The sequence below is a fragment of the Klenkia sp. AC732 genome (assembly GCF_979256525.1).
This window is the reverse complement of the sequence record NZ_CEEDOS010000030.1, coordinates 49,338-60,610: the sequence shown is the minus strand read 5'-3', so window position 1 is coordinate 60,610 and position 11,273 is coordinate 49,338. Positions and strand designations below refer to the sequence as shown.

The 11,273-nt window shown below is 74.7% G+C and carries 10 protein-coding genes and 1 tRNA gene; 4 read left to right on the top strand and 7 right to left on the bottom strand.

Features of this window, described 5'->3' with window-relative positions; translation table 11 throughout:
* Window positions 1-505, top strand: a 505-nt coding sequence (locus AC0IVP_RS14990) for a hypothetical protein (RefSeq protein ID WP_471757519.1), incomplete at its 5' end; no start/stop codon positions are given.
* 83 nt (window positions 506-588) lie between these two features.
* On the opposite strand, the gene AC0IVP_RS14985 is transcribed toward AC0IVP_RS14990, so the two are convergent.
* From AC0IVP_RS14985 to AC0IVP_RS14975, 3 genes are all read right to left on the bottom strand, one after another.
* Window positions 589-665 (bottom strand) — tRNA-Met (locus AC0IVP_RS14985).
* A 115-nt stretch (window positions 666-780) separates the two neighbouring features.
* Entirely contained in the window at window positions 781-3,765 is a 2,985-nt protein-coding gene (locus AC0IVP_RS14980; protein ID WP_471757521.1) for a UPF0182 family membrane protein, read from the bottom strand.
* A gap of 256 nt (window positions 3,766-4,021) precedes the next feature.
* Window positions 4,022-5,056: a YlbL family protein gene (locus AC0IVP_RS14975; RefSeq protein ID WP_471757517.1), complete on the bottom strand. Its 1,035-nt coding sequence runs from the start codon at window positions 5,054-5,056 to the stop codon at window positions 4,022-4,024.
* A gap of 130 nt (window positions 5,057-5,186) precedes the next feature.
* Here AC0IVP_RS14975 and AC0IVP_RS14970 point away from each other — a divergent pair, with 130 nt between their 5' ends.
* Window positions 5,187-6,653 carry a zinc-dependent metalloprotease gene (locus tag AC0IVP_RS14970; RefSeq protein WP_471757515.1) on the top strand — a complete coding sequence of 489 codons (1,467 nt, stop codon included), beginning with the start codon at window positions 5,187-5,189 and terminating at the stop codon, window positions 6,651-6,653.
* Window positions 6,654-6,655: 2 nt separating this feature from the next.
* On the opposite strand, the gene AC0IVP_RS14965 is transcribed toward AC0IVP_RS14970, so the two are convergent.
* Entirely contained in the window at window positions 6,656-7,336 is a 681-nt protein-coding gene (locus tag AC0IVP_RS14965; RefSeq protein ID WP_471757513.1) for a M48 metallopeptidase family protein, read from the bottom strand.
* Window positions 7,337-7,743: 407 nt separating this feature from the next.
* Here AC0IVP_RS14965 and AC0IVP_RS14960 point away from each other — a divergent pair, with 407 nt between their 5' ends.
* Together AC0IVP_RS14960 and AC0IVP_RS14955 are read left to right on the top strand one after the other, a co-directional pair.
* Window positions 7,744-8,826 (top strand): ThiF family adenylyltransferase, encoded by a 1,083-nt coding sequence (locus tag AC0IVP_RS14960; protein WP_471757511.1) that lies wholly within the window; start codon window positions 7,744-7,746, stop codon window positions 8,824-8,826.
* Between the two features lie 72 nt (window positions 8,827-8,898).
* Window positions 8,899-10,221, top strand: coding sequence for an ABC1 kinase family protein (locus AC0IVP_RS14955; RefSeq protein WP_471757509.1), 1,323 nt, complete (start codon window positions 8,899-8,901; stop codon window positions 10,219-10,221).
* Window positions 10,222-10,251: 30 nt separating this feature from the next.
* On the opposite strand, the gene AC0IVP_RS14950 is transcribed toward AC0IVP_RS14955, so the two are convergent.
* The 3 genes from AC0IVP_RS14950 to AC0IVP_RS14940 form a co-directional block, all read right to left on the bottom strand.
* A complete protein-coding gene (locus tag AC0IVP_RS14950) occupies window positions 10,252-10,419 on the bottom strand; it encodes a hypothetical protein (protein ID WP_200938669.1) in 168 nt (55 codons plus the stop codon).
* A 230-nt stretch (window positions 10,420-10,649) separates the two neighbouring features.
* Window positions 10,650-10,904 (bottom strand): hypothetical protein, encoded by a 255-nt coding sequence (locus tag AC0IVP_RS14945; protein ID WP_471757507.1) that lies wholly within the window; start codon window positions 10,902-10,904, stop codon window positions 10,650-10,652.
* Window positions 10,901-11,239, bottom strand: coding sequence for a WhiB family transcriptional regulator (locus tag AC0IVP_RS14940; protein WP_235564310.1), 339 nt, complete (start codon window positions 11,237-11,239; stop codon window positions 10,901-10,903). Before AC0IVP_RS14940 ends, AC0IVP_RS14945 begins: the two co-directional genes overlap by 4 nt.
* Window positions 11,240-11,273: the final 34 nt, after the last annotated feature.

Sequence of the window (11,273 nt, the reverse complement as noted above, 5' to 3'; positions counted from 1 at the left end):
GCCCCCCACCACTGCACCGACCCGCCTCGCCACCCTGGGCCGTGCCGCCGCCCGAGGCGCCGCGGCCGGGCTGCTCGGCGTCGCGGTGATGACCGTGGCCGAGGAGGTCGAGCAGTCCCGCACCGGCCGGCCCGACTCCTCCGTCCCCGGCCGCACGTTGCGCACCCTGCTGCGACGACCGACCACGGAGGCCGACCGACCGCTGGGCTGGGACCACGCCATGCACTGGGGCACCGGCGCAGTGCTCGGAGCCCTGCGTGGGGTGTGGGCCGCCGTCGGACTGCGCGGGCCGCGGGCCCACCTCGCCCACACCGTCGTGCGGCTGGCCTTCGACCAGACCGTTGAGAACGCCACCGGTCGCGGAGCACCGCCGCGGACCTGGCCGGTGCGCGAGCAGGTCTGGGACACCGCGCACAAGGCCGTCTACGCCCTGGCGACCGGCCTGGCGGCCGAGCGGTGGATCGCCCCGGCGCTGGAGTCGGCCAGCGGGCGGCGCTCGCACTGACCACCACGCCCCCGGGCGGTCGAGCGCTCCTGCGGCACGCACGCGAGAGGCCCCCGGACCAGTGGTCCGGGGGCCTCTCGTGGTGGTAGCGGGGGCAGGATTTGAACCTGCGACCTCTGGGTTATGAGCCCAGCGAGCTACCGAGCTGCTCCACCCCGCGTCGCTGGGAAGAGCCTAACCCATCCCGTGGTGGGGCCCCCGCCGGGGCCCCCCCCCCGCCCGTCACCCGGGAGGGCGCGCCCCCCCCCCCCCCCCCCCCCCCCCCCCACGGCCGGTCACCCGGTCGGGCTCGCCGCCGCCCCGGACTGCGCGGCCTGGTAGGCGGTCACCGCGTCGGCCAGGTCCTGCTGGGCCTGCCCGATCGCGGCGAAGTTGCCCGTCTGCTGCGCCGAGGCCAGGGCCTCCAGCGCCGCGTTGATGGCCGCCACCGCGGACTCCGTGGTCCCGGCGTCCACCCCGCCGCCGGCGGGTGCCTCCGTCGTCGGCGCGGCACCGGTGGACGGCGCTGCCGTGGTCGGGGCCGCGGTGCCCTCGGTCCCGGTGTCGGACTCGGTCCCCGGGTCGTCGGAGTCGGTGGCCACGTCCCCGGCGCCGGCGCCGAACACCTGGTCCAGCGCCTCGGACAGGGTGTCGCCGTAGCCGATCCGGTCGCCGTAGTTGACCAGCACCTTCTGCAGCAACGGGAAGGCGTTCTCCCCCGAGCCCTCGACGTACAGCGGCTCGATGTAGAGCAGACCCGCCTCACCGATCGGCAGCGTCAGCAGGTTGCCGAAGACCGCCGTGGACGTGTCGCTGTTGAACAGCGTGAGGTCCGGCCTGACCTGGTTGTTGGTCAGGAACGAGTTCTGCACCTGCTGGGGACCTCGGAACGGGGTGTTGCCCGGCAGCCTCAGCACCTGGATCTCGCCGTAGGTGGCGGGGTCCGAGCTCGCCGAGATGAACGCCGACAGGTTCTCCCGCTCGAAGGCGTTCAGCGCACTCGTGAGCTGGAAGCTCGCGCCCTCCTCACCCGGGCGGGCCGCCAGGATGTAGTACGGCGGCTGTGCCTCGCTGGTGTCCTGCGTCGGGTCGCTCGGGATCTGCCACCGGTCGTTCTGGTTGTAGAAGTCCGTCGGGTCCGTGACGTGGTAACGGGTCAGCACGTCGCGCTGGAGCTTGAAGAGGTCCTCGGGGTACCGGATGTGGCTGGTCAGCGCGTCGGGCATGTCCGACTTGGGCTTCACCACGCCCGGGAAGGCCTTCATGTAGGTCTCCAGGAGGGGGTCCTCCTCGTCCCAGGCGTACAGCGTCACCGTGCCGTCGTAGGCGTCGACCGTGGCCTTGACCGAGTTCCGGATGTAGTTGAACTGGTCGTCGGGCAGGGCCGTGGTCCCGGTGCCGGTCAGGGCGTCGGCCGCGGCCGTGCCCAGCTCCATCTGCTCGGCGTAGGGGAAGGCGTCCGAGGTGGTGTAGCCGTCGAGGATCCACTGCACCCGGCCGTCGACGACGGCGGGGTACGGGTCGCCGTCCACGGTCAGGAACGGCGCCGCCTTCTCCACCCGGTCCAGCGGGTCGCGGACGTAGAGCACCCGCGACTGGTCGTTGACCGCACCGGAGAGGATGAAGTTCCGCTCCCGGTAGTAGATGGCGAAGGTCAGCTGACGGAAGAAGCTGCCGATCGAGACGCCGCCCTCGCCGTCGTAGGTCGAGTTGATCTGCCCCTCGTCCGAACCGCCCTCGGGCTGGTCGAACTCGCGCGGGTTGGACCCGTCGGCGGCACCGACGACGGAGTAGACGTCCGTGCCGTTGTCGTTGAGCAGCTCGCCGTAGTAGATCCGCGGCTGGTCGACCTCGATGGTGCCGGTGGTCGGCAGGTCGCGGGCGCCGCTGAAGTTGGGCTCGCCACCCTCCTGGCCGGCGACGACCTCGTTGGCCGGCGCGGCCACGAAGCCGTTGCCGTGGGTGTAGACGGTGTGCCGGTTGATCCAGCTGCTCTGGTTGTCGCTCAGCCCGGAGCTGTTGAGCTCGCGGACGGCGACCACGTAGTCGCGGGTCTCCCCGTCGATCGTGTACCGGTCGATGTCCAGCTTGTCCGGGAAGCCGTAGACGTTGCGGATCTGCTGGCGGGCGGTGAACGTCTCGCTGAGCACGTTGGGGTCCAGCAGCCGGGCGTTGGGGATGGTCGCCTGGTCGTTGCGCAGGGCCGCGAGCGCGGCGTCGGGGTCGACGTCGGTGCCGTCGGAGTCCTGGGCGTAGTTCACGTAGTCGACGTCGGTGAGGCCGTAGGCCTCCAGCGTCGACCCGATGGCCCGCTCGATGTACTCGGCCTCGCGCTGGTCGGCGGAGGGCCGGACGACGAACTGCTGCACGATCGCCGGGTAGGCCACGCCGATCACCAGCGAGGACAGCAGCAGCAGCACGAGGGCCGCGGCCGGCAGGGCGAAGTTGCGCACCACGATGTTGGCGAAGAACGCGACCGCGCAGATGACGGCGACGAAGACCAGGATCGTCTTGGCCGGCAGCAGCGCGTTGACGTCGGTGTAGCTGGCGCCGCTGAACACGTCACCGCGGTTGGAGTAGACGAGCCCGTAGCGGTCCAGCCAGTAGGCGACCGCCTTGAGGGCCACGAAGACGCCCAGCAGGACCGAGAGCTGCACGCGGGCCGCCGGGGTCAGCTTCTGTCCGGGGGTCTGCAGCCGCATGCCACCGAACACGTAGTGGGTCAGCAGCGAGCCGATCAGCGCCAGGATGACGATCGCGAACCCGAAGCCCAGGGCCAGCCGGTAGAACGGGTAGTCGAAGACGAAGAAGCTGTTGTCCAGCCCGAACTGCGGGTCGACGGTGCCGAAGTCGGTGGAGTTGCGGAAGGTCAGCCAGGTCTCCCAGCTGCCCTGCGCGGTGAACCCGGCGAACAGGCCCAGCACGACCGCGATCGCGATGAGCACCAGCTTGCGGCGGGGCTCGACGGACTGGCGGTAGCGCTCGAGGTTCTGCTGCTCCAGGCTCATCGGCCGGAAGGTGGGCCGGAACCGGTAGGCCAGGTAGACCGCCAGCGCGACCAGTCCGCCGGTGGCGACACCGGCGACGGCGAAGAGCAGGGCGCGGGTCTGGACCTCGGTCCAGAACACCTCGGTGAAGTTGGTCTCGTCGAACCAGAGGTAGTCGACGTAGACGTTGGTGAGCGTCCCGATCACGGTGAACAGCACCAGCAGGACGGCGATGACGCCGATGACCAGCTTGGCGCGCCGGGACAGGGTCGGCACCGGCACGGGGGGCCGCATGGCCACGGGCGGGCTCCTTCAGTTGCTGTGGGACTCGACAGTGCTCAGGGGGTGCGGGTGCTCGGTGGTGCTGGAGCAGGGTGGTGCTGGAGCCCGGTGGTGCACAGGTCCTCGACCGGGGGCGGACAGCTGCCCGACAGTCGCTGCGGGCACGCTGACCGCGGGAGGGTCCGTCTGCTCAACTGTCGCGGGCGGCCCCGGGTTCCCCGGTGTCCTCCCCAGCATCCACGGGTCTCCCCACCCGGGTGGCGGGCGGTCAGCCGCCGGTGGTGCAGGGGGCGGGCGTGCCGCCGTCCCGGAAGACCTCCAGGGCGGTCAGCGCGTCGTCCAGCGTGGCCACCCGGGCCATGGTGAGGCCGGGCTGCGCGGCGCCCAGTGCCTCGGCGCAGTTGTCGGCCGGGACGAGGAAGAGCGTGGCGCCGATGTCCCGGGCCGCGACCAGCTTGAGCGGGATGCCGCCGATCGGGCCGACCGCGCCCGTGGCGTCGATGGTCCCGGTGCCGGCGATGACCGCGCCCTCGGTCAGGTCGGTGTCCCCGACCAGGTCGATGATCCCCAGGGTGAGCATCAGCCCGGCCGAGGGGCCGCCGACGTCGTCGACCCGGATGTCGACGTCGAAGGGCGCCGACGGCGCCTGTAGCACCGACACGCCCAGCAGGGCGCCCTCGCGCTGGTCCGACGAGGTCGAGGTGATCGTGGCGGTGCCCGGCTCGCCGAGGCGCGTGTAGGACACGGTGACGTCGTCCCCCGCGGGGATCGCGGTCAGCGCGGCGTCCAGTGCGGCCTGGTCGGGGGTCGCCGTCCCGTCGACGGCCTCGATCGCGTCGCCCTCCTCCAGCTGCCCCTCCGAGGGCGAGTCCTCCGGGACGTCGGCGACGACGACCTTCTCGGGGTAGCCGAGCTGGGTGAGTGCCGCGGCGTTGGCCGACTGCTCCGAGGTGAGGAAGGCCTGCCGGTTCTCCGCCTGGGTCTCCTCGACCGACTGGTCGGGGGGGTAGACGGTGTCGCGCGGGACCACCGACACCTCGCTGTCGAACCAGCCCTGCACCGCCCCGACCAGGGTCAGCGGCCGCTGCGGGACCCCGACCGTGGTCAGGTTCAGGTTGCCGCTGACCTCGTTGCGGTCCCGGCCCTCCACGGTGATGATCGGCGTCCCGTCGAGGTCGCCGAGGGTGTTGTAGGTCGGGCCGGGCACCTGGGCCACGTAGGGCACCGGCAACAGGGTGCCGACCAGACCGAAGCCCAGCAGCAGGACCACACCGGCCACGAGGACGGTCACGCGACGGCTCACGGACGACGACAGTAGGTGACCCGGACCGCCGGGGCCCGCTGCTGTGCGGCGCCCCTGACCTGCCCGGGTGTCCGCCCAGGGCGTAGCGGCGGCCCGCCGGGGCACCCCGGACGCGGTTACCGTGGGGTGCATGAGCGACGTGCCCTTCGGATTCGGCCTCCCCGACCGCGACCCGGAGCGCCGTGGCGACTCCGACCCGAACGACCCGTTCGGCTTCGGAGCCCTCTTCGGCGCCGGCGGCCTGGGCGGCGCCGGCGGCGGGTCCCCCGAGGACCTGCTGGGCAAGATGCCGCTGTTCGCCGAGCTGCAGAAGCTGATGACCTGGAAGGGCGGCCCGGTCAACTGGGACCTGGCCCGCCAGGGCGCGATCAGCCAGCTCGCCGCCGGCCACCAGCCCACCTCCGCCGCCGAGCGCAGCGAGGTCACCGAGGCCCTCCGGCTGGCCGACCTCTGGCTGGACCAGGCCACCGAGCTGCCCTCGGGCGTCGAGCGCACGCTGGCCTGGTCCCGGGTGGACTGGCTGGAGCAGACGCTGCCGGCCTGGGGCGCCCTGATCGACCCCCTCGCCGAGCGCGTGGTCGCGGCGATGACCTCCGCGCTGCCCGCCGAGGCGCAGGCGATGGCCGGTCCGCTGGCCGGGGTGATGGGCCAGATGGGCGGCGTCATGTTCGGCGCCCAGGTGGGCCAGGCGCTGGGCCGGCTGGCCGACGAGGTCGTCACCAGCACCGACGTCGGCCTGCCGCTGGCCCCCGCGGGCACCGCCGCGCTGGTCCCGCAGAACGTCGACGCGTTCCGGGAGGGCCTGGACCGTCCCGAGGAGGAGGTCCGCCTCTTCCTCGCCCTGCGCGAGGCCGCCCACCACCGGCTCTACGCGCACGTGCCGTGGCTGCGCCAGCAGCTGACCGACGCGGTGCACGCCTACGCCCGCGGCATCCACGTCGACGCCGACGCCCTCCAGCGGGGCCTCGAGGACGCGATGGGCGGCATGGAGGGCGGTTTCGACCCGCAGGACCCGGAGAAGCTGCAGCAGCTGCTGGGCTCGGGTGTGCTGGAGCCCGCGGAGACCCCCGAGCAGCAGATGGCGTTGCGTCGGCTGGAGACCCTGCTGGCCCTGGTCGAGGGCTGGGTCGACGTCGTCGTCGCCGAGGCCGCCGGCAAGCGGCTGCCCGGGCACGGCGCGCTGGCCGAGACCATGCGCCGCCGGCGCGCCTCGGGCGGTCCGGCCGAGCAGACCTTCGCCACCCTGGTGGGGCTGCAGCTGCGGCCCCGCCGGCTCCGGGACGCCGCGACCGTGTGGGCCGCCATGGGCGCCCAGCACGGCAGCGACGCCCGCGACGCGCTGTGGTCGCACCCGGACCTGCTGCCCACCTCCGAGGACCTCGACGAGCCGATGGACTTCGTCGGCCGGCAGGGCCGTGGCGGCGAGCGGGACGCCGAGGGCCGCGACGAGTTCGACCGGCTGACCGCCGGACTGACCTTCGACGACCCGGACGGGACCGACGCCGGGGACCAGACCCCCGGTGCTGACGGTCCCGGTGCTGACGGTTCCGGGGACGACGCCGGGTCCGACGGCCCGGACCCCCGCCCGGGCGCCTGAGCTCAGTCGGTGTCGTCCCCGTCCGCGGGGGCGGCACCGAGCCGGGACTCCACGCCCTCGAGGAAGCCCAGCGCCCGCTCCGCACGCGGGTAACGGCCCACCAGCGCCCAGAAGGCGTCGTCGTGGGCGGGCTCGAGCAGGTGCGCGAGTTCGTGGACGAGCACGTAGTCCACGACGTACTCGGGCATCCCGCGCAGCCGGCTGGAGAGCCGGATGGTGCGGTCGGCGGGGGTGCAGGAGCCCCACCGGCGGTTCTGGTTGTCCACCCACCGCACGCTGGCCGGCAGCACGCCGCTCAGGTGGGCCTGCGACAACACCCGGGCGCGGGCCATCAGGTCCTCGTCGCTGCCCAGCGTCCGGCGCCGGCGGTCCTCCCGGGTCTCCAGCTTGGCGACCATCTGGGCCACCCAGCGCCGCTCCTCGGCCGCGCTGAACGAGGCCGGGATGAGCACGATGGTCCGGCCCTCCTGGCGGTAGGCGGTGACCGTGCGGCGCCTGCGGTGGCTGCGGCGCACCTCCACGGCCGCGTGCCCCGGGTCCCCGGGGTGTGCCGGGCTGCCGTGCGCGCCCGCGCCGGCCCCCCGGGTGTCGCGCCGGCCGCTGGTGACCCCCGCGTCGGCACCGCGCAGGGCGGCGGGAGCCGTCGGCGGGACGGTGGAGGGCGAGGCGGGACCGGGGTGCACGCACGCACGGTAACCGCGGTCGGGCCGTGCGCCCACACGCTGGACACCCGGTCGTGTGCAGGTGCACACCGTCGGTGGACATTCGGCACCGGACCGGTCCGCTCATGGGTCGTCCACAGGCCCGGACGGGCGTCTGCCCCGGCCCAGCAGGGGGGCGGCCCCGGGCGGGGCCGGCGGGCGGGCCGTCGTCCCCGGGCCGTGCACAGCGCCACGCCGAGCACTCCCCACCGTGTCCACAGGCCCGTCCACAGGCTGTGGGTTCCCGGGGGCCCGGGAGACCCCGGTGCCGCGACCGCTCGCCGGAGCGTCGTCGACGATCCGCTCGGGCGATGTCACGCACCGTGGTCGTGCTGGCCGCCTGTGGACGACGGACCGGCCGATGCGCCCCCAGGTGCCACCCTCGCGGCGTGACCGACAGCGCCCACCCTCTCCTGCCGCCGACCACCCCCCTGCTGCGGCTGGACGGCGACTGCCTGCAGGTGGGCGGCGCGGACGGCGGGCCGGGCCTGCGGGTCGGCCCGGTCGACCCCGGCACGAGCGCCGGGCTGTCCCGGCTGCTGCGCTCCCTGGACGGGTCGCGGACGGTCCGCGCGGTGCACGCCGGGGCGCTGGCCGAGGGGCTGCCCGCCGACCTGGTGCACGACGTCCTGCACGAGCTGCGGGCCGCGGGACTCACCACCGAGGTGTCCCCCGCCGACCTCCTCGCCGCCGCACCCGGTCCCGCCGACCGGGCCCGTGCCCTGCTCGAGCTGCCGACGGCACTGGCGTCCCGGGGTGGCGGCCGGTGGCGTGACCGCGCGGGCGCCGTCGTGGTCGTCGAGGGCGCGACCCGGGTCGGCGTCCCGCTGGCCGGCCTGCTCGCCGCGGCCGGCGTCGGCCGCGTGCACGTGCGCGACCGGGGCACCGTGCGTGCCGAGGACGCGGGGGTCGGCGGGCTGGGCGCCGCCGACGAGGGCCGCCCGCGGGCCCTGGCGGCCGCCGACGCCGTCCGGCGGGTGGCACCGCACGCCGACCTGCGCCCCCCGCCCGCCGGGCGGGTGCCGGACCTGGTGGTGCTGTGCCACCCGTGGGCCGCCCTGGACCCGCTGCACGGGGTGCTGCAGCGCGACGGGGTGGCCCACCTGGTCGCGACGGTGCGCGGGGAGACCGGCGTGGTGGGCCCGCTCGTCGTGCCCGGCCTGACCGGCTGCCTGCGGTGCGCGGAGGCCACCCGGCGGGACGAGGACCCGGCCTGGTCCCGGGTGTCCGCCCAGCTCCGCGAGGGGCCCGCCGCCGGCCCGGACCGGTCACCGTCCCCGGGCAGCGGGTCCAGCGCGGCCTGCCTGGCGACGGCGCTGACCGCGGCGGGTCAGGTCCTCGCCCACCTGGACGGCGAGCCCGGCCCGGTCGTGGTGGACGCCGTCCTGGAGCTGCACGCCCCCGACCTGCTCCCCCACCGCCGCGCCTGGCCCCCGCACCCGGACTGCCCGTGCCGGCCCGCGCGGCGGTGACCGGGCGCCCCCCCGGCACCGCCGGACCGCACGCACCCGACACCGGACGTGCAGAACAGGGACACTGGGGGCGTGACGGACACCGGACGGGGAATCCCACGCGGCTCGGTGTCGCGGACCGCTCGACTGGCCTCGCTGCCCCTGGGTGCGGCGGGACGGGCGACGCTGGGCATCGGCAAGCGGCTCTCGGGCCAGTCGGCCGAGGAGGTCTCGGCCGAGCTGCAGCAGCGCACCGCCGAGCAGCTGTTCGCCGTGCTCGGCCAGCTCAAGGGCGGGGCGATGAAGCTGGGCCAGACGCTGTCGGTCTTCGAGGCCGCGGTGCCCGAGGAGATGGCCGCCCCCTACCGGGAGGCGCTGGTCAAGCTCCAGGAGGAGGCCCCGCCGATGCCGGTGCGGACCGTGCACGCGGTCCTCGCCCAGCAGCTGGGCGGCAGCTGGCGCAGCCGGTTCGCCCACTTCGACGACACCCCGGCCGCCGCGGCGAGCATCGGTCAGGTCCACCGGGCCACCTGGCGCGACGGCCGCGACGTCGCGGTGAAGATCCAGTACCCGGGTGCGGCCACCGCGCTGATGGCCGACCTGAACCAGCTCTCCCGCTTCGCCCGGATGTTCGGCGTGCTGTTCCCGGGGATGGACGTCAAGCCGCTCATCACCGAGCTCAAGGCCCGGGTGGTCGAGGAACTGGACTACGGCATGGAGGCCGACGCGCAGCGCGCCTTCGCCGCCGCCTACGCCGGTGACGAGCAGATCGCCGTCCCGCGGATCGTGGCCAGCGCCCCCAAGGTGATCGTCTCCGAGTGGATGGACGGCACCCCGCTGTCCAAGATCATCAACGGTGGCACCCGTGAGCAGCGCGACCGCGCGGGCGTGCTGATGTCTACGCTGCACTTCTCCGGGCCCCCGCGCGCCGGGCTGCTGCACGCCGACCCGCACCCGGGCAACTACCGGCTGCTGGACGACGGCCGGCTCGGTGTCATCGACTTCGGCGCCGTGGCCCGGTTGCCCGAGGGCTACCCCGAGCCGATCGGTCGACTGGTCCGCTGGGCGCTGGAGGGCAAGGCCGACGAGGTGCTGGCCGACCTGCGGGCCGAGGGGTTCGTCCGGCCCGGGGTCGACGTCGACGCGCAGAGCGTCCTGGACTACCTGCTGCCCCTGCTCGAGCCGGTCGGGAGCCACCGCTTCCGGTTCACCCGGGCGTGGATGCAGGAGCAGGCCACCAGGGTCGGCGACCCGCGCAGCGAGGTCAGCCGGCTGGGCCGCCAGCTCAACCTGCCGCCGTCCTACCTGCTCATCCACCGCGTGACGATCGGCTCCATCGGGGTGCTGTGCCAGCTCGACGCCGAGGGCGACTTCCGCAGCGTCATCGAGGAGTGGCTGCCCGGCTTCCGGGAGTGAGCACCCCGGCTCCTCGGTGACCGGTCCTGCTCACGGGTCGAGCCGGCACTCGATCTCGCGGACGTGCCGCCGGGCGCAGGCCGCGCACAGTGCCGTGACCACGCCGTCCCGGTCGGTCTCCCGTGACCAGCCCAGGGCCACCTCGGCCCGGGTGCCGTGTGCACCGCAGAGTCGACACGTCGACTCCTCGACCGCCATCCCGGCAGTGTGCCCGACCGGTGGGCCGCGGACACGGCACACGCGGCCCCACCGTCGTGGCCGACGGGTGGAGCCGCGTGTGGTGGTGCCGCGTGTGGTGGTGCCGCGTGTGGTCGTCCCGGGTGCCGGTCGTGCTGCGTTCCCGGGCCGGGCGCGGTCTCGCCGGGTCCGGTCGTGCCGGGAGTCCTCCGGCGCGCCGGTGTCGCCGGGGCCGGCGGGTCACCACGGGCTCACCGGACGGCCGCGCTGGCGCGCGCGGCGCGACGGGTCGCACGCTCGGCCCGGCGGGCCCAGCGCCGGGCGGCGACGACGCGGCGGGCGCGTGCCGCCGCGTCGGCGTCGGCCCACAGCGCGGCCTGGTGACGGCGCGCCAGGTACAGCGTGCCGTCCCAGGGGTCGGTGCGGTCGATCTCCACGGCTCCTCCTCTCGGTCCTACGTCCTCGGTGGTGCCGGTCCCCGGGCGGGTGCTGGCGGCGTCGGTCACGCGGCCACCTTGCGGGGACGACCCCGCGGGCGCTTGCGGGCGATGACGACCCCGTGGTCGAAGATCTCCCCGCCCCAGACGCCCCAGGGCTCGCCCCGGTCCAGGGCCCCCGCCAGGCAGGCCACCCGGAGCGGGCAGTCCGCGCACAGCGCCTTGGCCTCCTCCAGCCGGGCCGGTGCCTCGGCGAACCACAGCTCGGGGTCGGTGACCCGGCAGGGCAGTGCCGTCCGATCGGCCCGGTGAGCAGGACCCGGGGTCCTGCCGTCGGCTGGTGCGTGCGGTCCGTCGAGCCCGGGGCGCAGCCTGGGCGCCGGTCGCTCGATCGTGTGCTGCACGGCCGTTCCTCCTCGTCTCCGTCGTGCCGTGTCC

Excerpts from the sequence above, each read along its gene's own strand:
- AC0IVP_RS14950 (WP_200938669.1), bottom strand. The coding sequence starts at position 10,419 with ATGGCGGTCGAGGAGTCGACGTGTCGACTCTGCGGTGCACACGGCACC.
- AC0IVP_RS14970 (WP_471757515.1), top strand. The coding sequence starts at position 5,187 with ATGAGCGACGTGCCCTTCGGATTCGGCCTCCCCGACCGCGACCCGGAG.
- AC0IVP_RS14980 (WP_471757521.1), bottom strand. The coding sequence starts at position 3,765 with ATGCGGCCCCCCGTGCCGGTGCCGACCCTGTCCCGGCGCGCCAAGCTG.